Below are 21,436 nucleotides of genomic sequence, written 5' to 3'. Positions count from 1 at the left end.
GCACACAAAGGGCGGATTTGGGCCGTTTTTCGCCGCTTTCGACGGGGTCCGCCGCCCATCAGGAACCGCGCTGTCGGACCTACGTTGACTCGCTGTAACGGCGCCACTGCGGCGCAGCACAGAGGAGATCGACATATGCGACTGATCAACAGAATTCTCGCGACGACCGCCATTGCCACCCTCGGGGCCACCTACGGGGTCGGCGCCATGGCGCAGGACACCGGCGTTTCCACGGACAGTTCACTCGGGGTGGATGCCGAGGCCAATGTCGGCGGTGACGTGAGTGCGGAAACCGACATGGGTGCGGACAGCGAGACGGGCGCGTCCGGGTCGGGCGTGTCTGATACCGCGTCCGCGCAAGGCGGCGTGGAAGCCGGGACCCAAGCCAAGGCCGGGTCCGACTTTGCCGATCTTTCCCTCGAGCAACTGATGGACAAGCCCGTCTATGACAGTGAAGAGGCGCGGGTCGGCGAAATCTCCGATGTTGTTGTGGATGCCCAGGGCGAGATCACCGAGGTCATCATTGACATCGGTGGTTTCCTCGGGATCGGTGAAAAACCCGTCGCGGTCGGGATCGACAAGCTGGATGTGGTTGCGGACAGCAGCGCCGAGGCAGAAGATTCCGCGCTGATGGGCGAGACCGATGGCGCCGCCGGGACCGCGATGGACCAGACGGCACAGGCCGATGGCGACGCGGCGAGCGGTTCGGTCACGGCCGACGGTGACTTTGTCGTCTACGTCAGGATGACCGAAGCGCAGCTGGAGGAGATGCCCGAACACCAGATGTGAACCCCACGCGTGATTGGGGCGGACGTTTCACGGAAGGGCGGGCCATCGGTCCGCCCTTTTCGTTTGCGCTGGCCGTGCGCCACTGTCGCGCGGGCCATGGCTGGCGCTGGTTCCCGGCCCTATGCCGCTTGGGCCAGCCTGAACCGCATCACGACGTGATGCGCGTCGTCCGCTTCATAGAATTCCACCCCGCCGCGCAGCTGCTGGGCGAAGGCGCGGATCAGCTGGGTGCCCAGACCCGTCCCGGTCAGGGACGCCTGATCAGACAACGGGGCGCCGAGGGAGTTGGCGATCCTCAGACAGGCCTCGCCCTCGCCTTCGGGCTGCAGAGACACCTTGACCCAGGCCCGGCCGCCTTCGGGTTTCCCCAGATACTTCAGAGTATTAGTAACCGTCTCCGACGCCGCCAAGGACAGGGGTACGGCCTGGTCCGGGTCCAGCGTCAGGGGGGCGTAATCCTCCTCGATCCGGACGTCCGCCTCGGGCGGGAGGCCGGCCCGAAGGCTGTTGTGAATGATGGCCGTCAGGATCCGATCGGCGCGCACCTCCGTCTGATCGGTCGTGCCGTAGAGATGGTCGTGCACCGTCGACAGGCTCATCACCCGATGCCGCAATTCCGACAGCGCTTCGCGCGCGTCGGGGGACTCGGTCTTGCGCAGCTTCATGTTCACGATCGAGGAAATCAGTTGCAGGTTGTTCTTCACCCGATGATGCACCTCGCGCAGCAGCATCACCTTTTCGCGCAGCGTGTCTTCCAGCCGGGCCTCGTCGTGGAGAACTCCGGTGGTCAGACGATCCCAGGTATCCTCGATATCAAGGAGTTCGGTCGAAATGCTGAGATCGTCCTTCGGGGAGGGCACCACCTGGCGCGACCGCATGAAGACCAGCATCCGGGCGCGCAGGTTGCGGGTCGGGCGAATGACCAGCCGCCGGACCACCCAGTAGGCGCCCAGAAAGCAAACCACACACATCAGGACCGGAAAGGCCAGGGCGTAGAGCAGCGCCAGGGTCCCGGTGCGGAAGGCCAGGGCGTCCTCGTCCCAGATGCCCAGAGCGTAGACGCTGCCCCGGATCACCGGAAGGGCCACGAAGACTCGTGTCGTTCCCGCCATGTCCGTGCCCGTGAAGGCGTGATGGTCATCGTCGGCGAGGGAGGCCAGGGGCCGCCCGACCGGCAATCGCCTTTCGGCACCGCGCAGGCCGTCCTCGGCCGACAGAAGGCGACCGTTTCGATTGAAGACGATGATGTCGACGGGACGACGTTCGGAAAATTCGTCGAACCGGCCGTAGAAACGGGTGTGCGGCATGGCCAGGACCACGAACCCGTCAAATTCGCCGTCCTCGAGAACCGGGGCGGAGATGACAATGGTGTCGCCCTCGGCAAAGGGGCCGTCGCTCAAGATCGTGGTCTGCGGGCGCACCTGCTGGCGCGTGCGATAGAAAAGGTCCCGCTCCCCGATGTTGCCCTCCCGATCATCGGATCCGCACTGCAACAGCCCCTCGGCATCCACATAGCCCGCGAAGGAGTAGATGGTCTGCGTGTCCATGTAGGCTTCCATCAGCGCGTCGCAGACGCGGCCGTTGTCGTCCAGTTCGGGGATCATCGCGGCAAGCGTCTGACCCGCACCGATGGCGGTGCGGATCAGCGCCTCTTCCCGGGCGGCGGCGTCGGCGGTCAGGGCGAGCACGCTTTCCCGCGCCTGCTCATTGGCCTCCCGCACCAGGTGCAGGGTCTGCGCAACAGTGATCAAGCCCAATGGCAGAATGGCCACGGCAAGAAGCAGTGCGATGCGAAAGGCCAGCGTGCGGCTAACCGCCAACAATTTCTTCACGTTCAGACAACGCCCTTCTGCGGACTGATCCGGGAATTGATCACCGCCATAGTGGATTTGTCGGTCAGTTCCAGGGCCTCACCCTGATCCAGCTGCATCTGCGCGACCAGGTCCTTGCGCGCGCGGTTCACGCGGCTTTTGATGGTGCCCGTTTTCACGCCACACATCTTTGCCGCGTCTTCGTAGGAGAACCCCGACGCGCCGACCAGAACCAGCGCCTCGCGCTGTTCCGCCGTCAGCTTGGCAAAGGCGCGCTGAAAGTCGTTCATGGCCAGGCGCCCGTCATGCGCAGGCTTTTCGGACAGGGTGGCGACCATTTCACCGTCGCTGTCCTGCACCTCGCGCCGGGCCTTGCGCAGCTGGGAATAGAAATGATTGCGCTGGATGGTGAAGAGCCAGGCGCGCAAATTCGTGCCCGCCTTGAACTTGTCGATGTTCTGCCAGGCCTTGACCACGGTATCCTGCACCAGATCATCGGCCTGCGCGCGGTTGCCTGTCAGGCTCAGCGCGAAAGCGCGCAGGGCGGACAGGTGATCCACGATTTCCTTGCGGGGATCGGACAATTCGGCGCAAGCTTCAGGCATCGCGGTGACCATTGTCAGCCGACTCGTTCTCGGACCCTGCGGTCTTCGCTTCGAGTTGCGCCAGCAGCGTCTTGAAACGGTCGGGGACCTCTTCGTCCAGCATTTCCTGGTAGACCCTGCGGAGGTTCGCATCGATCTGCCGGGACGCGTCGTCATCATTGTCTCGATGGGCCATTCGTCACCTGAGTAAGTCGGTTTTTTTCTATCATGTCGGAACTAAACGCCCCGCGACGCGTTTAGTTCCGAGAAAAACACAACAAGGGTCACATTTCATGACGGAGACTTCACCGCAAAAAACGATGGCCGGTACGATCGCCTCGGATCTGCCATTTCTGCGGCGCTATGCACGGGCGTTGACCGGGCAGCAAAGTACAGGGGATGCGTATGCGGCGGCCACACTGGAAGCCATTCTGGAAGACACCAGCCTGATGGAACACGCCAGCAATCCGCGGGTTGCCCTGTTCCATGCATTCCACAGCATCTGGAAAAGCTCCGGGGCCCCGGTCGCAAGTGAAGAAGAGGGGCTGGCGGCACGGGCCCAGTCGCGCATGTCGACGCTGACGCCGGACAGCCGTGAGGTGCTTCTCCTCTCCTCGATCGAGGAATTCAGCCTGCCCCAGATCGCCGAGATCATGGACATTCCGCAGGATGAAGTGGCGGACCTCCTCTCTCTCGCGCATCGGGAAATGCGGGCCGGGCTCAAGGGCCGTGTCCAGATCATCGAGGACGAGTCGATCATCGCGCTGGACCTGCAAAGCATCGTCGACGACATGGGCCACGAGGTGACGCATGTCGCCGCCACCGCCAAGGAGGCCGTCGCCGATTTCAAGACGACGCGTCCGGATCTCATCCTGTCGGACATCCAACTGGCCGACGGCTCGTCGGGCATCGACGCCGTGAACGAGATCCTGAAGATGGCAGACGACGTGCCGGTCATCTTCATCACCGCCTTCCCCGAACGGCTGCTGACCGGGGATCGGCCCGAACCGGCCTTTGTCATCACCAAGCCCTTCACCGAGGCGCAGGTGCAATCGGCGGTGTCCCAGGCGATCTTCTTTGCCTCGACGGAATCGCTGCAGGTGTGAAAGCGGAGGGAGGGTGCACGTCGCATCCTCCCTTCTCCAACTTTCTCGCAGCGGCGCATGAAAAAGGCGGGCGGTTTCAGCCGCCCGCCGTTTTCGTGTCGGATGTTGCCAGCCTATACCGGCGGGCGTCCGCGAACGGCCCGTGCCACCAGTGCGATGACAAACAGGGCGAGAAAGATAAAGAACAGGATCTGTGCGATCCCAGCCGATGCGCTGGCGATCCCCCCAAATCCGAAAATCGCGGCGATTACCGCAACGACAAAAAACGTCAAAGCCCAGCCTAACATGGTCACTCCTTTCTGACGGATGCCCGCCTTCTGATGGAGAGACAACACGCCGCACGACATTCGGTTCCCGGAATTGGACAGGAAAATTCGCCCTCTTTTCAGGGAACTTCCTCACGGCCACGACGTTGGAACAGCACAAAGTGTCTCGAAAGGAGCAAACCATGGCCCGTGCGGATTCAGTAAAAGACGCAGTCAAGACCGAAGACCTTCAGGCGGACGTTGAACAACTGAAGAAGGATATCGCTGCGCTGACCAAGAGCCTGGGCGAATACAGCAAGGCCCAGCGGAGCCACCTGCGCGATGTCACCAAGGACGCCGTGGACGATGCCGCCCGCAAGGGGCGCGAACAGGTGGCCGCGGCCCGCGACGGTGTCGAGGAGGCCTATGCCCAAGCCGAAGAACAGGTGCGCGCGCATCCCAGCGCCGCCGTTGGTCTGGCAGCCGGGCTGGGCTTTGTTCTGGGGCTTGTCACGGCACGGAGGTAAGCCGCGACATGCTACGGCGACTGACTGGAAAGATCGTGACAAGCAGCGCACTGGGCCTCAGTGCGCTGCTCGCTCTTTGGACCGGGATCGGGCTGCTGTCCGTTTCGGGCGGGATGGTCCTGGCCCGCACAACCAGCATCGAATTCGCGCTGTGCGTGGTCGGCCTGGGCTTTGTCGGGGTGGCGCTGGTGCTGGTCGCCCTGCTCCTGCCGCGGCGCTCGGCCCCGCCTCCCGCCACGCGCCCTGCCCCGGATCTGACAGCGGCGTTCCTGAGCGGCCTCGACATGGGTCAACAGACCGGCCGCGCCACATCGCGCCGTGGACGCGAGGCGGCCTGAGTGGAGGCTTTGGCGGGACACCGCCTGCTTGCGCCGCCGCGTGGTGCTAGCGGGTCGACGGGAGGCGGATGGCGCGCCGCCGTGCACGTGGTCCAGAGCTCGAGGCCCAGCCAGCGCAACTCGCATCCCTATCCCGAAAACACCAAAGGCGCCCGCGGGCGCCTTGTTTACTTGGTCGGAGTGAGAGGATTCGAACCTCCGGCCCCTGCCTCCCGAAGACAGTGCTCTACCAGGCTGAGCTACACTCCGACCGTGAGGCTGCGGGTTAGCCCCTTTGCCTTTGCTTGACAAGGGGGAAGTGATCGGAACGGACGGATTTGGACCGGCGGCGCCGATGATCCGCGGATGATCCCGGGCCGAGGGCCGACGAATATGTGCTCTGACCGGTGGAGGGCCCTGCGGAGCGTGGGTCTGCGGCGCATCACCCGGGGCATATCATGGGGTCGTCACACACGGCCAACACCAGCGGCCCGGACCGTGACAGTGGGTTGCCCCGACCGGGCGGGGGCGGCACCATGGTTAGGTGATGCCGGGAAACCCGGCGCAAAGGGAGGGATGGGACATGAGAATCGCGGTGATGGGCGCAGGGGCGCTTGGCGGGTATTTCGGCGCGCGGCTGGCGCTGGCGGGGTTCGACGTCTGGTTCGTGGCACGCGGGGCGCATCTGGACGCGATGCAGCGCGACGGGCTTCGGGTCATCAGTCCGAACGGGGATATGCATGTCTCGCCGGTGCAGGCGACGGCGGATCCGGCGGAGGTGGGGGTGGCGGATGTCGTCCTCTTCATGGTCAAGAATCGCGACGTGGAGAGCGCGGGCGCGCAGATCAAGCCGATGCTGGGCCCGCAGACCATGGTCGTCACCTGCCAGAACGGCGTGACGGCCTGGGAACGGCTCGGCGCGGTGATCGGGGCGGAGCATGTGGTGCCCGGTGTCGCCCGCATCCCCGGCGAGGTGACGGAGCCGGGCCTCATCACCCATTCGGCACCGCTGGATCAACTGATCTTCAACGAGACGGATGGACAGGTGTCGGCCCGCGTCACTGCGTTGCGCGATGCGTTGGAGCAGGCCGGGGTAACGCCGATCGTGTCGCCCAATATCCATCATGAGCTTTGGGGCAAATTCTGTTCGCAAAGCGTTCTGGCCTCGCTCACCACGCTGATGCAGATGGATGTCGGACCGATCCGCGACTGCCCGGAGTCGCGTCAGCTCTTCCGCGACGCGATGCGGGAGGCAGAGGCGGTCGGACGCGCCGTCGTCCCGGATCTGCCGCAGGATACGCTGGCCAAGTCCTGGACCTTCGTGGAGAACCTGCCGCCAATCATGCATGCGTCCATGCTGGACGATTTCCGGAAGTTCAAACCGATCGAGCATGAGTATCTGAGTGGCGATGTGGTGCGCCTTGGGGCGCGTCACGGGGTGCCGACCCCGATCCATTCGGTGCTCTATGCGGCACTGAAGCCGACGGCGGACCGGCTGGAGGCCGCGGCGGGCTGAGCCCTCATCGCGTCCATCCACGCAGGCGCAGGATAGGGCCGATGCGCAGGGCCGCCGGCGTGCCGATGCGCGACCGGGACCGCAGAACCGGGGTGTTTTGCGACACGCCCGCGCGGCTTTCACGGAAGACGATATAGAGGCCCGAGGCGATGACGATACCCGCACCGGCCAGCGTGGTCGTATCGGGGCTCTCATCGAAAAAGAGCGCGCCGAAGAGCAGGGCCCAGAGGATCTGCGAATATTGCATCGGCGCGATCAAGGCGGCCTCGGCGTGGCGGTAGGCGTAGATCATGCAGTTCATCCCGATAAAAGCCAACAAAGCGGTCAGGGCGGTGCGGCCTAGGTCGGAGACCGGCATGGGCTCGTAGACGAAGGGGATCGCCGCGCCCATGACGACGAAATTCGCGACCAGCGGATAGAGGAGGAGGACCACCGAACGTTCCTCCGCCCCGATGCGGCGGACGACGACCGAGGAGAAGGCCCCCCCGATGGCGGCCGTGAGCGCGGCGAGATGGCCGAGGGTCGGAACCGCCTGCCCGGGCCGCAGGACGACAACGATGCCGATCAGCCCGACGATCACCGCCAGGCCCCGGTTGAGGCGCACCTTCTCGCCCAGGATGGGAATGGCGAGAATGGTGATCAGCAGGGGAGAGGCGAAGAGGATGGCATAGACCTCGGCCAGCGGCAGGACACTGAAGGCGTAGAAGGCGCAGATCGTGCCGATGACAGCGGCGAAGGTGCGGGCAGCGACCCACCCCGGGTGGACCGGGCGCAGGGTGCCGGGCGTCGCATCGCGCATCAGCATGATCGAGGCGATCGGGAAGGAGAAGAGGACCGAAAAGAAGATGATCTGGAACGGCGCGTAGACCCCGCCCAGGGATTTCACCACCACGTCATGGGTGGAGAACAGGGCGAACCCCAGAAGGGCGAACAGGATACCGGGCAGCGGTTCGCGCATCGCAACCTCCGTGATATGCCCTCCCTTTGGGGTAGTTTAGGGGGTTGGGGCCGGGGGGCAAGTGGTCGATGGCCCCGGGCGGGTGCGCAATCCGGTTCGCGGGTCCCGCCCATGGCCCGATGCGGCGATCATGTCGCGCCGCAGCTCAGCCGTTGTCGCGAAACCAGTCGACGATCTTGGGCATGTCGCGTTCGAACCCGCCGGGGATGAAGAGGTTCAGCAGGCGCGCTTCGCTGTCGCCCCGGTTGCGAAAGTCGTGGGTGACACCGGCGGGGATGCGGACGAAGGCCCCGGGGGACAGGGTGTGCCAGTCGTCTCCGGTCAGGATATCGGGATTGCCCGACAGGACGAAGAACATCTCGTCGTTGGCGTCATGGCTGTGGGCGCCGACCCCCGGCTGACCGGGCTGCAGAATCCATTCCGAGATGCTGTATCCCGCGTCCGTCTCGTCCTCGTCGGCGAGGAAGCGCGCGGCCAGCAGCCCCATGTCGTACCTGCGGCCGTCCTCCGGTCCACACAGAAGGACGCCGGTCGCGGGCTTGGATATCTTTGTCATTCGGATCTCCCCGTGGTCGCGTCACTGTAGACCACGGGGAGATCCGCGCAATCGCTTGCGGGTCAGAGCGAGGCGTCGAGCGCCTTGAGCACAGCATCGCCCATTTCGGTCGTGGTGGCCGGGGTGATGCCCTCGTCGTTCAGCAGGTCTGCGGTGCGAATGCCCTGCCCCAGCACATCGTTGACGGCCTTTTCCACACGGGTCGCCTCGTCACCCATGTCAAAGCTGTAGCGCAGCGCCATGGCGAAGCTGAGGATGCAGGCGCAGGGGTTGGCCTTGCCCTGCCCGGCGATGTCGGGGGCGGAGCCGTGGACGGGCTCGTAAAGCGCCTTGGGGCGGCCGTTTTCCATCGGCGCACCGAGGGAGGCAGAGGGCAGCATGCCGAGGGAGCCAGTGAGCATGGCAGCGAGGTCCGACAGCAGATCGCCGAAGAGGTTGTCGGTCACGATGACGTCGAACTGCTTGGGCCAGCGGGTCAGCTGCATGGCACCGGCGTCGGCGTACATGTGCGAGAGCTCGACCTCGGGGTAGTCCTTGCCGACCTCGGTCACGACCTCGCGCCAGAGGATCCCGCTCTCCATCACGTTGGCCTTTTCCATCGAACACAGGCGCTTGTCGCGCTTCATGGCGAGGTCGAAGGCGGAGCGTGCGACGCGGTCGATCTCGCTCTCGGTATAGCGCTGCGTGTTGATGCCGACGCGTTCGTTGCCCTCTTCGAAGATGCCGCGCGGTTCGCCGAAATAGACGCCCGAGGTCAGTTCGCGCACGATCATGATGTCGAGGCCGGCGACGACGTCCTTCTTGAGCGAGGAGAAATCCGCCAGCGCGTCAAAACACTGCGCGGGGCGGAGGTTGGAGAAGAGGTCCATCTCCTTGCGCAGGCGCAGCAGCCCGCGCTCGGGCTTCACCGAGAAGTCGAGGGTGTCGTACTTGGGACCACCGACGGCACCGAGGAGGACGGCGTCGACCTCTTGTGCCTTGGCCATCGTGTCGTCGTGCAGGGGTGTGCCGTGCTTGTCGTAGGCGCACCCCCCGACGAGATCCTCGCTGACGTCGAAGGTGATGCCGCGCTTGGCGCCGAACCAGTCGATGATGCGGTTCACTTCGGCCATGACTTCGGGGCCGATCCCGTCACCGGGGAGGATGAGAAGCGAGGGGTTGGTCATTTGGCGGTCCTTCCTGTGCGCGGCGGGCCTTTGGGCCCGTTGCACGCGGCGTAAACCGACCGGCGGGCGGGGTCAAGGAAGGGTGAAACACGGGGGACCGAACGGTGACTTTAGAACCTGGAAAGGGGTGATCGGATAAAGCAGGGGGCGCAATGGACCAGAGATGGAATCGACGATGAAAGTCACCCACGAACAGCGGCTGAAACTGCATGGGATCACGGACGAGATACGCGCCGATCTGCGCCGCGCCGGGGCGATCATCATCCCCCGGATGGAGGAGCTGCTGGAAGGCTTCTATGCCTTCATCAAGGCCGATCCTGCGCTGGTTGAACGATTTCCGAACGCGGACTCCATGCGCCGCGCGCGCAATGCGCAGAAGGCCCACTGGACGCGCATGTTCGCCGGCACGTTCGATGCCGAATACCTCGCCGGGGCGGAACGGATCGGGGAGGTGCATCATCGGATCGGGCTGGAACCCTGCACCTATGTCGCCTTCTACAGTCGGCTTGAGGTGGAGTTGCAGCGCCTGATCCTCGACCACGGGCGGTCGCGGGTCGGGCGCTACCGCATGGCGGAGACGCTATCGGCGCTGCAGGCGATGACGATCGCCAAGAACATGGATATCGAGATTACGGTAACCGCCATGATCGACGCGCAGCACAGGGATTTCGAGATCAAGCTGGCGGAGATGGCCAAGACCTTCGAGGCAAGCATCGGCGGTGTCTCGCAATCGGTGATGGAGGCGGTGACGCATCTCTCCACCTCGGCCGACAGCATGAAGGGCAGCACCGGCACCGCCCTGACGCGGGCCGACAGCGCGGCCTCGGCGGTGCGGGCGGCGGTCAGCAGCCTGATATCGGTCTCCGCCGCGGCGGAGGAATTGCAGGCCTCGATCACTGCGATCAACGAACGCTCGAAGGAGGCCAGCAGCCTGTCCCATCAGGGCGCGGCCCAGGCGGCGGAGACAAACGCGCTGATGCAGGCGCTGAAATCTTCGGGCGATGAAATCAGCGGCGTGGTCGAACTGATCTCCGACGTGGCGTCGCAGACCAACCTGCTGGCCCTCAACGCCTCGGTCGAAGCCGCCCGCGCCGGTATGGCGGGCAAGGGGTTCGCCGTGGTCGCGAGCGAGGTGAAGCAATTGTCCCTGCGCATCTCCGAAGCGACGGAGGATATCAGCAGGCGGATCGGTCGGATGCAGGACGACACCTCCCAGGCGGTGAAGGCGATCCGCTCGATCACCGGCACGCTGGAGAAGATGTCGGATATCTCCTCCGCCATCTCCGTCTCGATCGAGGAACAGCGCCTCGCGACCGAGGATATCGCGCGCAATGTCACGGATACCGCCCAGACGGCGGAGCATTTGACGCAGGACATCGAAGGGGCGGAGACGGTGATCCGCAGCGCCAGCGATTCGACCATGGTCGTGGTCGACGCGACACAGCAACTGTCGCAACACTCCGGCACCCTGAACAGCGAGGTCGGCAAATTCCTGGACGGGTTCCGCGCGGCCTGACTGGCCGCGGACTGGCGCCCCGGCGTGGCTACCCCCGTGCGACGGGGCCGAGGATCGGCGCCAGTTCCTCCTCCAGGATGCGCCAGGCGAGGGCGACGCGCGGGGTGCGCCGCATTGCCTCATGCGCAGCCAGCCAGACCGGCAGGGGCGGGATGGGCAGGTTGGGAAACAGTTCCACCACCTCCGGACATTTGGCGGCCACCGCATGCTGGCCAAAGCCGATGCCATTTCCGGCGCGCACCAGTTCCCAATAGGTCACCTGATCGTCGCAGCGCAGGGCAAAGCTGTCGCGGTCGACCGTCAGACCCATCTGCCGCATGCCGCGCAGGATCAGGTCGGCGCGGTCAAAGCCGATCAGGTCATGCTCCATGATCTCCTCCGGCGTGGTCGGCATGCCACGCCTCTCCAGATAGTTGCGGGCGGCAAAGGCCCCGATGGAGAGGGTGCCGATCTGGCGCGTCACGATATCCAGCTGATCCGACCGGTACATGCGGATGGCGATATCGGCCTCGCGGAACAACAGGTTCTCGCTGCTGTCGGTCGGCAGCAGGACCACGGTCATCTCCGGCGCCTCGGCGCGCATCCGGGCCAGGATAGGCGGCAGGTGGTGATAGGCCACGATTTCGGAGGCGGTGATCCGCAGGGTGCCGGTCAGCCCCCGCTCCTCCCCCGCCATGGCGAGGGCAATCTGGCCGGAGGCCTCCGCCATGCGCCGTGCGGCGGGCAGCAGGGCCCGTCCATGGTCCGTCAGGTCGAGGCCGCGCGGCTGCCGGGCGAAGAGATCGAGACCGGTGTTGTCCTCCAGCTTCCTGATCTGTCGTCCGAGGGTGGGCTGCGACTGCTGCAGCCGCCGGGCTGCGGCCGACAGGGATCCGGTTTCGGCCACGGCCAGGAAGGCCTGCCAGAGAGACCAGTCCAGGGTCTCCGCCTCTTTCACCATGCCATACCCATTCAATATTGAATACCCAATCAACCTTCTTGGTCAATTTATTTATGATAATGAATAGATCATTCTCGATGTCAGAGACAAGGAGACATCGACATGAGCACCGAGAAAACAGTTCTGATTCTGGGCCCGACGGGCAAATTCGGGCGGCACGCCGCCAGGGCCTTCGACGCGCGCGGCTGGACCGTGCGCCGCTTTGACCGGGCGCGGGATGATTTGGCCACTGCCGCCCGAGGGGCGGAGGTGATCGTGATGGGCTGGCACCCCGCCAGCTACAACACCTGGGCGCGGGACCTGCTGCCCATGCATCGTAAGGTGATCGCGGTCGCCAAGGCCGAAGGGGCCACGGTCATCCTGCCCGGCAATATCTACGTCTACGGTGCCGGGTCGCCGCAGATACTGGGGGCGGAGACCCCGCATCGCGCGGCCAACCCGCTTGGCCGAATCCGGATCGAGATGGAGGAGATGTATCGCACTGCGGGGGTCCAAACGATCCTGCTGCGCTGCGGGGATTTCATCGACGACCAACCCAGCGGCAACTGGTTCGACAGGTTCATCACCGCGCGGGCCAGCCGCGGGTCGATCGCCTACCCGGGGCCGCGGGACATTCCCCACGCCTGGGCCTATCTGCCCGACGCGGCGCGGGCGGCGGTGCTGCTGGCAGAGCGGCGGGCAGATCTGGCCACCTTCGAGGATGTGCCTTTCCCGGGATACACCCTCAGCGGTGCGCAGCTGGCCGAGGCGATCGGCTCGGCCCTGAACCGGCCGGTGCGGGCCAAGCCCTTTGCCTGGTGGATCCTGCACCTGCTGCGACCGGTGATGCCGGTGCTGGGGGGCGTGTTCGAGATGCGCTACCTCTGGGACATGCCGCATGAGATCGACGGGGCGAAGCTGCAGGCGCTTGCCCCGGAGTTCACCCCGACACCGCAGTCGGTCGCCCTGCGCTGCGCCCTGGCCCATCAGTTGCCCGCCGCGGGTCGGGTGGCGGCGGTGGCGTGATCCTCGATCTCCACCCAGATGAGCGCATGGCGGCTGGCCTTCGGGTCGGCCGTCATGACCTTTGCCGCGCCCAGGGTCAGATCGGCAGAAGGCAGGATGTAATCGACGCGCAGCGCCCCCGGCCCCGGGTCGGGCCAATCGACCGTCGGCAGGCCCCGCAGCGCGGGCGGATCGGTCAGGCGCGGATCAGTTAACAAAGCGTTAATAGCTGGAGCGCGGCCATCCCCTCCGGCGGGGGCCAGGTTGGCGGCGCCGATTATGACAGGCGCGGGGGGCGGCGGGCCGAAGGCCCCGTCCAGCCGGTGCTTCCAGAACAGGACCTCGTCATGGTTGCGGCGGCCGTTGCGATCCTCCGGCCCGTCGAAGACCGGGGGACCGGCGTGAAAGATCATCATCGTCAGGGGCTGGCCCGAGGGGGTCCGGACCCCAAGTTCAAAATGCGACGTCGAGGAGAGGCGCTGAACCCCCGCGCCGATGGCCTTGGCGCCTTCGCGCCCCTGATGGTCGATCAACAAGCTACCGGGGATGTCGCGCCAGAGCATGGTGGAGTGATCCGGCCCCGGCTCCAGCGGAAATCGCGACAGCACGGCCAGCCCGCCTTGCCCGGCAAATCGTCCGTAGCCCTGTGCATCCGCCGCCCAGCCGAACTCGCCGTCGCCGTTCAGGTCCAGGCCTGTGTCGATCCCGGTATTGGGCCGGGGCGCGAAGAGATGGGGGTAGTCGGGACCGCCGCCCGCGCCAATGGCATCGCGCAGGGCCGTGAGCGTGGCGAGGCCGTGGTCATAATCGAGATCGGCCAGCACCAGAACATCGGCCCGGGCCGCCGCGATGGTATCCACGACGGTGCCAATCTGGTCTTCCCTCTTGAGAATATCGGCAAGCAGTATCCCCGGCCCCTTGCGCGACAGCTCCGTATGCCAGAAGGCCAGGCGCAGCGGTTCGGCCCCGGCGGTCGGGGCGCATAGCAGAAGGACAAGGAAAAGGATCAGACGGCTTGAAGCCCGTCCTCGCTGCTCGCCTCCGCATAGGTGCGGCGGCGCTTTTCTTCGATGATGTCCGCCACGCGGAACAGGGCCACGCCACGAATGATCAGATTGGCCGGAACAAAGGCCCATAGTGTCATCACCCAGATCAGGGTGTGCGGGTTGCCGATCACCGACAAATCCACCAGCGCCCCTGCCAGTTTCACGAATGCTGGCAACAAGAATGGCAGAAGAAAGCCTAAAACGACGTTAATCACCGCATCGCGTTTCAAACGGGTCAGAACATCGCCGCCGCCGGTCGGGTCGAAGAGGGGGAGGTTGATCCAGACGTTGAAGGCGCCGTAGCGCACCGGCCAGGCGTAGATGCGGACCAGCAGGCCAAAGGCAACCAGCCCGGCCAGCGCCAGCACATAGGCGATCCCAGCGGCGTCGCGGACCATGGCGACGGTTTCCGCGGTCGTGTCAGCGGGCAGGGACAGGATGACCAGCCGCACCGGCGAGAAGGGGAAATCCACCGCCTGGGCCATGAGGCTGGCGAGTTTCATCAACAGGATCGCGATCGGGGTTTCCAATGTCGCGCCGGAGAAATGCACCGTCAGCATCAGCACCATGATGAACATGGTGAAATAGCGCAGGCGGTTCACCGGCGGAGCGAAGCGGAATTCGAGGATCGAGGGGAACTGGCAGTAATATTCGGCGAAGGTGAAGGCCCCGGCCGCGAGGGCAACAAGCACCACGACCTGCGCCGTATCCGTCCCGACATCGGGCAGGAGTAACGATGGAGTGGCGATCGCCAATGCGATCAAGAGGGCACGTAAAAACGCACCTGTCAGACGGACGATCACTGCTCTTTCCCCTCAAACTGGTCCGGGGTGATACGTTGCCGCCCCTGTATCCCAACTTGATGCCGCATTTGCGGTGCCTCATTGTTGCCCCATTCTTGCCGCCTTCGCGCCGTGCGCTCAAGACGTGTTCCCATAAGAGGCTGAAAATCAGGCGATTCCTTGGCCTAACTGGTGCGTTCTTGCATCAATCGGGGCACAAAAAGGGGACCAAGAGGCCCCCTTTTACTAAATATTGTGGTTTGTTTGATGTGTTGCCATAGACGCCGCGATTATCGGTCGCCTGACGGAATGTGTCATCACACCCACGGACGGGCCTGGGAAGCACTCTCCTCAAAGGTGTCGATGGCGGAGGCCTTGGCCAGCGTCAGGCCGATGTCATCGAGCCCTTCGAGCAGGCAATGCTTCTTGAAACTGTCGACCTCGAAGGAGAAAGTCTCTCCATCGGAGGTTGAAATCGTCTGCGCCTCCAGGTCGACTTCCATCCGGGCATTGGCGCCCTTCTCGGCATCCTTCATCAGCACGTCCACCTGCTCCTGCGGGAGGACGATGGGCAGCATGCCGTTCTTGAAGCAGTTGTTGTAGAAGATGTCGGCGAAGGAGGTGGAGACGATCACCTTGATGCCGAAATCCGCCAGCGCCCAGGGGGCGTGTTCGCGCGAGGAGCCGCAGCCGAAATTGTCGCCCGCGACGAGGATCTGCGCCTCGCGGTAGGCGGGCTGGTTGAGGACGAAATCGGGGATCTCGTTGCCCTGTCGATCATAGCGCATCTCGTCGAAGAGGTTCACGCCGAGGCCGGAGCGTTTGATCGTCTTGAGGAACACCTTGGGGATGATCATGTCGGTGTCGATGTTGACGAGCGGCATGGGCGCGGCGATGCCGGATACTTTTTCGAATTTTTCCATCTTGGTCCTTCCTGACCGCGGGAAACCGCATCGGTGGCACGTCGGTATTACGTCGGTGCCTTGTCGGTCTGCGGGTCTCCCGAATCCTAACGATTGGTTAAGGTTAATTTTGTGTAAGCGTACGGTGGGGCATCCGGTCGCACGGCGGGGTGGTCGCCATGAGTGCGGATGGATTTGCGTTGGTTTCCATGGGAATTATCCTTCGGTTGGTCGGGGTGGGGTAAAACCCCACCCTACGTGCTGTTCAAGCCAAGATAGCCATTTCCAGCCCCAGTTCATCTCGGTTTGGGGCTATCGGAAATGATTGATGTTCGTTCTTTGATACGCGCAACGCCGACCAGGACAGGATTGCAGCATCGGCTAGGTCATCGGCTTTTGCGGCATGGTTCGCAGGCAACTGTGACGACACCGAAACCAGATCAAAACCTAATTTTGCCAAATGACCGATCCGCGCAAAAAGTCCAGCGGAGGTTTTCTTGCCTGCAAAGATCGGAGCACCGTTCAACACCGCAAATGAAACTTCGGGATGGCCCTCTCGGATAACGTGTTGCCCCAATTTCCGTGCGAGGATATCTGCCTCGACGATTTTCGGGAATATCGACCACGACTGCTTTGAGAGTTTCTTCCCGCTGACGGAATAGTTCATTTCAGACGCTTCAGCATAGGTTTGTTCAGCTAAGGCTTGTCGACAAGGGCTGTTGAATACCGATGAGGACTTACCAACGAGAAGCTTTCTCACTGCTGCCTCAACGTTGCGACCTTCCGGTTTAGAGCTCAGTCCAATTGGAACATCGACGACAGCCGTTTTCACCCCACCTGACTGAATCAGACTCTCCAGACTTTCATTCCACAGCACTTGCGCATCGTTGAAATTGCCGGAGTCGATAACGACAGCAATCCAGCCGCCTTTATAGCCATCCACTCCGGCAACCCGCATTAGATCATCTCCCGCACATCCGTCAGCTTGCCGGTCACCGCCGCCGCCGCCGCCATGGCCGGAGAGACGAGGTGCGTGCGGCCCTTGTAGCCCTGACGGCCCTCGAAGTTCCGGTTGGAGGTGGAGGCGCAGCGCTCGCCCTCGGCCAGCTGGTCGGGGTTCATGGCGAGGCACATGGAGCAGCCCGCGAGGCGCCATTCGAAACCGGCGTCCTGGAAGATCTGGGCGAGGCCCTCTTCTTCGGCCTGGGCGCGGACGAGGCCGGAGCCGGGAACGACCATGGCGCGGAGGCCGTCCTTGATCTTCTTGCCCTTCAGGATCGCAGCGGCGGCACGCAGGTCCTCGATCCGGCCATTGGTGCAGGAGCCGATGAAGACCGTGTCGATCTCGATGTCCGAGAGCTTCTGACCGGGGGTCAGGCCCATGTATTCGATGGACCGGCGGGCGGCGTCGACCTTGCCGCCCTTGAACGACTCGGGTGCGGGGACCACGGCGTCGATCGGCAGCACGTCCTCGGGCGAGGTGCCCCAGGTGACGACCGGTGCGATGTCTTCGCCCTTGATGGTGATGACCTTGTCCCACTGGGCGTCGTCATCGGAATAGAGCGTCTTCCACCAGTTCAGCGCGGCTTCCCATTGGGCGCCCTTGGGCGCATGGGGGCGACCCTTGACGTAGTCGAAGGTCTTTTCGTCCGGCGCGATGAGGCCGGCGCGGGCGCCGCCCTCGATGGCCATGTTGCAGACGGTCATCCGGCCTTCCATCGACAGGTCGCGGATCGCCTCACCGCAGTATTCGATGACGTAGCCGGTGCCGCCGGCGGTGCCGGTTGCGCCGATGACGCTGAGGGTGATGTCCTTGGCGGTCACACCGGGGCGCAGCTTGCCGGTGATCTCGACCTTCATGTTCTTGGACTTCTTCTGGATCAGCGTTTGGGTGGCCAGAACGTGTTCCACCTCCGACGTGCCGATGCCGTGGGCCAGCGCGCCGAAAGCGCCGTGGGTGGCGGTATGGCTATCGCCGCAGACCACGGTCATGCCCGGCAGGGTCCAGCCCTGTTCCGGCCCGACGATGTGCACGATGCCCTGGCGGACGTCGGAGACAGGGTAGTAATGCACGCCGAAGTCCTTGGCGTTGTTGTCGAGGGCTTCGACCTGGATGCGGGATTCCTCGTTCTCGATCCCCTTGGCGCGGTCGAGCGTGGTGGGCACGTTGTGATCCGGAACCGCGATTGTCTTTTCCGGGGCGCGGACCTTGCGGCCAGCCATGCGCAGGCCTTCGAAAGCCTGGGGGCTGGTCACCTCGTGGACGAGGTGGCGGTCGATATAAAGGAGGCTGGTGCCGTCTTCGTCCTCATGGACGACATGGGCATCCCAGATCTTGTCATAGAGCGTTTTGGGGGACATGGCGGTCCTCTCCCGTTCTTAGCTGGTTTGGAAACGTGGCTCGGGGTGCGTCCGCACGAACGGACACGGGGCGCGGGTCATAGAGAGGCCAGCACCGTACGGGCGGCACCGTAGAAGCGCCAGGGCAGGCGCGCGCGGTCGTCCATGTCGAAAATCCGTGTCATGGCGGATGGGATACTACTCCGGACGGTTTCCCGCAAGAGCGGGACGCATGCCGCGCTCACGCCTGGCGCAACCAGTTCAGGGCGGCGTCCCGATCGGTGGCATGGTGCACCTGCAGATGTGGCAGACCATAGGCATGGCCCACGGTCATCCGCGCGATGCCATGGCCGAAGGTGTCGGCATCGGAGAGCAGGGCGATGCGCAGCCTGTCGGGGGTTTGACCTGCCGCGGCGTGTCGGGCGATGCTTCTGTCCAGGTGATGCAGGAGTCCGCGCACATCAGAGGCCTGAAAATCGCTGCGCTCCAGTTCCCGGCAATCGACCAGAAGACGCGCGAAACCGAGGCGCGAGAGGTCGGCCAGCATGGCTGTGTTGAGGACCTGCGCCCGCTCCAGCGACGGTGTTTCAATCACCCGAAGAAGGAGCGCGCGGTCAGCGTCTAACGTCAGCAGCTCGTACTGCATGGGGGTCTCCAGCCACTAAAGGTTAATATTGAGCATATCTTATGTCCAGCTTTGTGACGCAGCCGGGGGTGGACAGGACGGCAGCCGGTGTCAAAGATACCTGCGGGCGGAGGTGGCATGGCGACACAGACAGACACGACGGAACAGGCCGCACATGACATAGCGCAGAACATCTGGCTGCAGGGCGAGGCCTTTGTCAGCGGACTGGTCCGGCCCTGGAACGCCTATCAGCTGCTGATCGCATTGGGCCTGATCCTGTTGGCGCTGCTGGTGTCGCGCTACGTCGGGCGGCATTTTCACGATTGGCTGCGGGCGCGCGACGGCTGGCCCAAGTGGCGGCTGCGCGCGGCGCTGATCGTGCACAAGCGGATGCGGCTGATCGTCTTCGTGGCGCTGATCTGGCCCGTCATCTGGATCATGCGGGAGTTCACCTGGCCTTCACGCTCCTACCTGCTGACGGTGATCGGCAGCCTGGCCTTTGCCTGGCTGGTGATTGCCTTGGCCACGCGGATCATCGCCAACAACGCGCTGCGCGCGGTTGTCCGGCTGGGCGGCTGGATCTGGGTGACGCTGGTGATTCTGGGTCTGACCGACGAGGCGCAGGCGCTGTTCAGCAGCATCGGCATCGGCATCGGCGAGACGCATCTGACGCTGTGGATGGTGATTCAGGCTATCGTCCTGCTGACCGCCCTCTTCACCCTGGCGCGGTTCCTCAGCCATGCGTCGGCGGCGAATATCAGCCGGGTGGAGGATATCAGCCCCTCGATGCGGGTGCTGGTGGTGAAGTTCCTGCAGATGCTGCTCTACGGGATGGCGCTGTTCATCGGGCTGAAGACCGTGGGGGTGGACCTGACCGGGCTGGCGGTGCTGTCGGGCGCGATCGGCGTGGGTCTCGGCTTTGGTTTGCAGAAGGTGGTGTCGAACCTCGTGTCGGGGGTGATCATCCTGCTCGACAAGTCGGTGAAGCCGGGGGATGTGATTTCGCTGGGCGAGACCTTTGGCTGGATCAATTCGCTGGGGGCGCGTTACGTGTCTGTGGTCACGCGGGACGGCAAGGAGTACCTGATCCCGAACGAGGATCTGATCACCGGGCAGGTGGTGAACTGGTCGCATTCGGACGATTTCGTGCGGCTCGATATCTATTTTGGCACGGCCTATGGCGACGATCCACACCTGGTGCGGCGCGTGGCGATCGAGGCGGCACAGAGCGTCAACCGGGTGCTGAGCAACAAGCCGCCGGTCTGCCATATCGTGGGCTTCGGGGACAGTTCGGTGGATTACATCCTGCGGTTCTGGATCCGCGATCCCACGGGCGGGCTGACCAATATCCGCGGCAATGTCTACCTGGCGCTCTGGGATGCGTTCCAGGCCAACGGCATCTCCATCCCCTTCCCGCAGCGCGAGGTCCGGATGCTGAACGACCCTGCAAAAGTGCCGGATTGACGGGCGCTTACCCGCGTTGCCCGCACGGCACAGGTCTGTTTCATTGAAATGACATCGGGCCGATGTTATTTTAGAGGTACGTCCAGCGCCGGGACATTGGTCGGCGCGTCACAAGGAGGACAATGTCCTGTCACTTGAACTTGCTGCGGCGAGCGCCGCTACCAAGGGCGCCGGAATGACGGCGCAATCCCGCTCGATCAGCGCAGAGCTCCTTGAGCTGATCCTGACCTCCCTCAATGACGACAAAGCCGAAGACATCGTGCAGATCGACCTGCGCGGGCGGTCTTCCATGGGTGATTTCATGGTCATCTGCTCCGGGCGTTCGACGCGCCAGGTTGCGGCGATCTCGGAAAAGCTGGTGGACCGGATCAAGCAAAAGTTCGGCTTTACCGCCAAGATCGAGGGCAAGGAGACCGGCGACTGGGTTCTGATCGACACCGGCGATGTGGTGGTTCACGTATTCCGCCCCGAGGTCCGCGACTTCTACCAGCTGGAGAAGATGTGGATGCCCGCCGGAACCGACGCCAACCAGGCGTGATCGGAGCCTGATCGGGTGAAGCTGACGATCTGCGCCGTCGGGCGCCTGCGCAGGGGGCCCGAGGCCGATCTGATTGACGACTATCTGACCCGTGCCGGTCGCACGGGCCGCTCCCTCGGTCTGGGCCCGGCTACGGTGTCCGAGGTCGAAGACAAGAAGGGCGGCGGCAGGACGGCAGAGGCCGCACTGCTGGAGAAGGCCCTGCCGGGCGGGGCCAGGATCATCGCCCTGGATGAACGCGGAAAGCTCATGACATCGCCGGAGTTTGCCAACCTCCTCGCCGGATGGCGGGACGAAGGGGTGTCGGACTGTGCCTTTGTCATCGGCGGTGCGGACGGGATCGACCCGGCGCTGCGGGGGCGGGCGGATGCGAAGCTGTCCTTCGGCAAGATGGTCTGGCCGCATATGCTGGCCCGGGTCATGCTGGCGGAACAGATCTACCGGGCGACGACGATCCTGGCCGGGTCGCCCTATCATAGGGTTTGAGGGACGCGTGTCGGATGGGCGGGCGTCGTCACCGGATTTGATTTGGGGGGCCTGTTGCCATGGGGGATGGCCCTGGCGTGGGAGATCCCCGGGTCAAGCTCGGGGATGACGGGGCGAGGTGGGGGACACACTCTCCCCCTGCCGTTCTGTTTCGTGTGGTTCTCGACGGGATCAAGTCCTTGCCGAGGGCAGCGACCGACCCGAGGGTGGCGCGAAAGCGCCGCCCTGGGGGGCGGGT

At 64.2% G+C, this 21,436-nt stretch carries 24 protein-coding genes and 1 tRNA gene; 10 read left to right on the top strand and 15 right to left on the bottom strand.

The genetic code is table 11. The annotated features are described in order from the left end of the window. Window positions 1–135: 135 nt before the first annotated feature. Entirely contained in the window at window positions 136–789 is a 654-nt protein-coding gene (locus ACFC2Y_RS08050; protein WP_375173776.1) for a PRC-barrel domain-containing protein, read from the top strand. 119 nt (window positions 790–908) lie between these two features. Here ACFC2Y_RS08050 and ACFC2Y_RS08045 read toward each other — a convergent pair whose 3' ends face one another. The 3 genes from ACFC2Y_RS08045 to ACFC2Y_RS08035 are packed head-to-tail and all read right to left on the bottom strand — an operon-like array spanning window position 909 to window position 3,380. Next, window positions 909–2,609: a sensor histidine kinase gene (locus ACFC2Y_RS08045; protein ID WP_375173777.1), complete on the bottom strand. Its 1,701-nt coding sequence runs from the start codon at window positions 2,607–2,609 to the stop codon at window positions 909–911. A gap of 14 nt (window positions 2,610–2,623) precedes the next feature. After that, the gene (locus ACFC2Y_RS08040) at window positions 2,624–3,205 is read right to left on the bottom strand and encodes an RNA polymerase sigma factor (protein WP_375173778.1); all 582 of its coding nucleotides are present in this window, start codon (window positions 3,203–3,205) and stop codon (window positions 2,624–2,626) included. Continuing rightward, window positions 3,198–3,380 (bottom strand): NepR family anti-sigma factor, encoded by a 183-nt coding sequence (locus ACFC2Y_RS08035; protein ID WP_375173779.1) that lies wholly within the window; start codon window positions 3,378–3,380, stop codon window positions 3,198–3,200. Before ACFC2Y_RS08035 ends, ACFC2Y_RS08040 begins: the two co-directional genes overlap by 8 nt. Before the next feature lie 97 nt (window positions 3,381–3,477). Between ACFC2Y_RS08035 and ACFC2Y_RS08030 the strand changes: the two genes are divergently transcribed. Then, window positions 3,478–4,290, top strand: a complete 813-nt coding sequence (locus ACFC2Y_RS08030) for a response regulator (RefSeq protein WP_375173780.1) — start codon at window positions 3,478–3,480, stop codon at window positions 4,288–4,290. Between the two features lie 113 nt (window positions 4,291–4,403). On the opposite strand, the gene ACFC2Y_RS08025 is transcribed toward ACFC2Y_RS08030, so the two are convergent. Next, window positions 4,404–4,577 (bottom strand): DUF1328 domain-containing protein, encoded by a 174-nt coding sequence (locus tag ACFC2Y_RS08025; RefSeq protein ID WP_375173781.1) that lies wholly within the window; start codon window positions 4,575–4,577, stop codon window positions 4,404–4,406. Between the two features lie 161 nt (window positions 4,578–4,738). Here ACFC2Y_RS08025 and ACFC2Y_RS08020 point away from each other — a divergent pair, with 161 nt between their 5' ends. Together ACFC2Y_RS08020 and ACFC2Y_RS08015 are read left to right on the top strand one after the other, a co-directional pair. Beyond that, window positions 4,739–5,062, top strand: coding sequence for a YqjD family protein (locus ACFC2Y_RS08020; RefSeq protein ID WP_375173782.1), 324 nt, complete (start codon window positions 4,739–4,741; stop codon window positions 5,060–5,062). A 35-nt stretch (window positions 5,063–5,097) separates the two neighbouring features. Then, entirely contained in the window at window positions 5,098–5,400 is a 303-nt protein-coding gene (locus ACFC2Y_RS08015) for a hypothetical protein (RefSeq protein ID WP_375173783.1), read from the top strand. 172 nt (window positions 5,401–5,572) lie between these two features. Here ACFC2Y_RS08015 and ACFC2Y_RS08010 read toward each other — a convergent pair. Further along, a tRNA-Pro gene (locus ACFC2Y_RS08010) sits at window positions 5,573–5,649 on the bottom strand. Window positions 5,650–5,962: 313 nt separating this feature from the next. On the opposite strand from ACFC2Y_RS08010, the gene ACFC2Y_RS08005 reads away from it, so the two are divergent. Further along, window positions 5,963–6,895, top strand: a complete 933-nt coding sequence (locus tag ACFC2Y_RS08005) for a ketopantoate reductase family protein (protein WP_375173784.1) — start codon at window positions 5,963–5,965, stop codon at window positions 6,893–6,895. A 4-nt stretch (window positions 6,896–6,899) separates the two neighbouring features. Here ACFC2Y_RS08005 and ACFC2Y_RS08000 read toward each other — a convergent pair whose 3' ends face one another. The 3 genes from ACFC2Y_RS08000 to leuB form a co-directional block, all read right to left on the bottom strand. Next, the gene (locus tag ACFC2Y_RS08000; RefSeq protein ID WP_375173785.1) at window positions 6,900–7,853 is read right to left on the bottom strand and encodes a DMT family transporter; all 954 of its coding nucleotides are present in this window, start codon (window positions 7,851–7,853) and stop codon (window positions 6,900–6,902) included. Between the two features lie 145 nt (window positions 7,854–7,998). Next, window positions 7,999–8,409: a cupin domain-containing protein gene (locus ACFC2Y_RS07995; protein ID WP_375173786.1), complete on the bottom strand. Its 411-nt coding sequence runs from the start codon at window positions 8,407–8,409 to the stop codon at window positions 7,999–8,001. A gap of 62 nt (window positions 8,410–8,471) precedes the next feature. Then, window positions 8,472–9,575 (bottom strand): 3-isopropylmalate dehydrogenase, encoded by a 1,104-nt coding sequence (gene leuB / locus ACFC2Y_RS07990; RefSeq protein WP_375173787.1) that lies wholly within the window; start codon window positions 9,573–9,575, stop codon window positions 8,472–8,474. Window positions 9,576–9,750: 175 nt separating this feature from the next. Here leuB and ACFC2Y_RS07985 point away from each other — a divergent pair, with 175 nt between their 5' ends. After that, complete coding sequence (locus ACFC2Y_RS07985) at window positions 9,751–11,091, top strand: protoglobin domain-containing protein (protein ID WP_375186426.1); 1,341 nt, start codon at window positions 9,751–9,753, stop codon at window positions 11,089–11,091. Window positions 11,092–11,119: 28 nt separating this feature from the next. Here ACFC2Y_RS07985 and ACFC2Y_RS07980 read toward each other — a convergent pair whose 3' ends face one another. Beyond that, window positions 11,120–12,031 (bottom strand): LysR family transcriptional regulator, encoded by a 912-nt coding sequence (locus ACFC2Y_RS07980; RefSeq protein WP_375186425.1) that lies wholly within the window; start codon window positions 12,029–12,031, stop codon window positions 11,120–11,122. A 102-nt stretch (window positions 12,032–12,133) separates the two neighbouring features. Here ACFC2Y_RS07980 and ACFC2Y_RS07975 point away from each other — a divergent pair, with 102 nt between their 5' ends. Beyond that, window positions 12,134–13,036: an epimerase gene (locus ACFC2Y_RS07975; protein WP_375173790.1), complete on the top strand. Its 903-nt coding sequence runs from the start codon at window positions 12,134–12,136 to the stop codon at window positions 13,034–13,036. Here the strand turns inward: ACFC2Y_RS07975 and ACFC2Y_RS07970 are convergent. The 6 genes from ACFC2Y_RS07970 to ACFC2Y_RS07945 form a co-directional block, all read right to left on the bottom strand. Then, window positions 12,997–13,908 carry an endonuclease/exonuclease/phosphatase family protein gene (locus tag ACFC2Y_RS07970; RefSeq protein ID WP_375186428.1) on the bottom strand — a complete coding sequence of 304 codons (912 nt, stop codon included), beginning with the start codon at window positions 13,906–13,908 and terminating at the stop codon, window positions 12,997–12,999. The two genes, ACFC2Y_RS07975 and ACFC2Y_RS07970, sit on opposite strands and share 40 nt — an antisense overlap. 113 nt (window positions 13,909–14,021) lie before the next feature. Then, complete coding sequence (locus tag ACFC2Y_RS07965) at window positions 14,022–14,864, bottom strand: hypothetical protein (protein ID WP_375186424.1); 843 nt, start codon at window positions 14,862–14,864, stop codon at window positions 14,022–14,024. Between the two features lie 296 nt (window positions 14,865–15,160). Next, window positions 15,161–15,766, bottom strand: coding sequence for a 3-isopropylmalate dehydratase small subunit (gene leuD, locus ACFC2Y_RS07960; RefSeq protein ID WP_375173792.1), 606 nt, complete (start codon window positions 15,764–15,766; stop codon window positions 15,161–15,163). Between the two features lie 244 nt (window positions 15,767–16,010). After that, entirely contained in the window at window positions 16,011–16,703 is a 693-nt protein-coding gene (locus ACFC2Y_RS07955) for a DUF429 domain-containing protein (protein ID WP_375173793.1), read from the bottom strand. After that, a complete protein-coding gene (leuC, locus tag ACFC2Y_RS07950; RefSeq protein ID WP_375173794.1) occupies window positions 16,703–18,106 on the bottom strand; it encodes a 3-isopropylmalate dehydratase large subunit in 1,404 nt (467 codons plus the stop codon). The genes ACFC2Y_RS07955 and leuC overlap by 1 nt, the downstream gene beginning before the upstream one ends. A gap of 220 nt (window positions 18,107–18,326) precedes the next feature. Then, a complete protein-coding gene (locus ACFC2Y_RS07945; protein WP_375173795.1) occupies window positions 18,327–18,731 on the bottom strand; it encodes a hypothetical protein in 405 nt (134 codons plus the stop codon). A 117-nt stretch (window positions 18,732–18,848) separates the two neighbouring features. Between ACFC2Y_RS07945 and ACFC2Y_RS07940 the strand changes: the two genes are divergently transcribed. From ACFC2Y_RS07940 to rlmH, 3 genes are all read left to right on the top strand, one after another. Next, window positions 18,849–20,174 (top strand): mechanosensitive ion channel family protein, encoded by a 1,326-nt coding sequence (locus ACFC2Y_RS07940; protein ID WP_375173796.1) that lies wholly within the window; start codon window positions 18,849–18,851, stop codon window positions 20,172–20,174. 175 nt (window positions 20,175–20,349) lie between these two features. Continuing rightward, the gene (gene rsfS, locus ACFC2Y_RS07935) at window positions 20,350–20,712 is read left to right on the top strand and encodes a ribosome silencing factor (protein WP_375173797.1); all 363 of its coding nucleotides are present in this window, start codon (window positions 20,350–20,352) and stop codon (window positions 20,710–20,712) included. 15 nt (window positions 20,713–20,727) lie between these two features. Beyond that, a complete protein-coding gene (gene rlmH / locus ACFC2Y_RS07930) occupies window positions 20,728–21,198 on the top strand; it encodes a 23S rRNA (pseudouridine(1915)-N(3))-methyltransferase RlmH (RefSeq protein WP_375173798.1) in 471 nt (156 codons plus the stop codon). Window positions 21,199–21,436 lie beyond the last annotated feature (238 nt).

The sequence above is a fragment of the Pseudooceanicola sp. genome, from assembly GCF_041987405.1.
GTDB lineage: Bacteria > Pseudomonadota > Alphaproteobacteria > Rhodobacterales > Rhodobacteraceae > Pseudooceanicola.
This window is presented reverse-complemented; position numbering and strand designations above follow the sequence as displayed.

Coding starts and splice junctions, on each gene's coding strand:
- ACFC2Y_RS08050 (WP_375173776.1), top strand. CDS start 136: ATGCGACTGATCAACAGAATTCTCGCGACGACCGCCATTGCCACCCTC.
- ACFC2Y_RS08040 (WP_375173778.1), bottom strand. CDS start 3,205: ATGCCTGAAGCTTGCGCCGAATTGTCCGATCCCCGCAAGGAAATCGTG.
- ACFC2Y_RS08035 (WP_375173779.1), bottom strand. CDS start 3,380: ATGGCCCATCGAGACAATGATGACGACGCGTCCCGGCAGATCGATGCG.
- ACFC2Y_RS08030 (WP_375173780.1), top strand. CDS start 3,478: ATGACGGAGACTTCACCGCAAAAAACGATGGCCGGTACGATCGCCTCG.
- ACFC2Y_RS08025 (WP_375173781.1), bottom strand. CDS start 4,577: ATGTTAGGCTGGGCTTTGACGTTTTTTGTCGTTGCGGTAATCGCCGCG.
- ACFC2Y_RS08020 (WP_375173782.1), top strand. CDS start 4,739: ATGGCCCGTGCGGATTCAGTAAAAGACGCAGTCAAGACCGAAGACCTT.
- ACFC2Y_RS08005 (WP_375173784.1), top strand. CDS start 5,963: ATGAGAATCGCGGTGATGGGCGCAGGGGCGCTTGGCGGGTATTTCGGC.
- ACFC2Y_RS08000 (WP_375173785.1), bottom strand. CDS start 7,853: ATGCGCGAACCGCTGCCCGGTATCCTGTTCGCCCTTCTGGGGTTCGCC.
- ACFC2Y_RS07995 (WP_375173786.1), bottom strand. CDS start 8,409: ATGACAAAGATATCCAAGCCCGCGACCGGCGTCCTTCTGTGTGGACCG.
- leuB (WP_375173787.1), bottom strand. CDS start 9,575: ATGACCAACCCCTCGCTTCTCATCCTCCCCGGTGACGGGATCGGCCCC.
- ACFC2Y_RS07985 (WP_375186426.1), top strand. CDS start 9,751: ATGAAAGTCACCCACGAACAGCGGCTGAAACTGCATGGGATCACGGAC.
- ACFC2Y_RS07980 (WP_375186425.1), bottom strand. CDS start 12,031: ATGGTGAAAGAGGCGGAGACCCTGGACTGGTCTCTCTGGCAGGCCTTC.
- ACFC2Y_RS07975 (WP_375173790.1), top strand. CDS start 12,134: ATGAGCACCGAGAAAACAGTTCTGATTCTGGGCCCGACGGGCAAATTC.
- leuD (WP_375173792.1), bottom strand. CDS start 15,766: ATGGAAAAATTCGAAAAAGTATCCGGCATCGCCGCGCCCATGCCGCTC.
- ACFC2Y_RS07955 (WP_375173793.1), bottom strand. CDS start 16,703: ATGCGGGTTGCCGGAGTGGATGGCTATAAAGGCGGCTGGATTGCTGTC.
- leuC (WP_375173794.1), bottom strand. CDS start 18,106: ATGTCCCCCAAAACGCTCTATGACAAGATCTGGGATGCCCATGTCGTC.
- ACFC2Y_RS07945 (WP_375173795.1), bottom strand. CDS start 18,731: ATGCAGTACGAGCTGCTGACGTTAGACGCTGACCGCGCGCTCCTTCTT.
- ACFC2Y_RS07940 (WP_375173796.1), top strand. CDS start 18,849: ATGGCGACACAGACAGACACGACGGAACAGGCCGCACATGACATAGCG.
- rsfS (WP_375173797.1), top strand. CDS start 20,350: ATGACGGCGCAATCCCGCTCGATCAGCGCAGAGCTCCTTGAGCTGATC.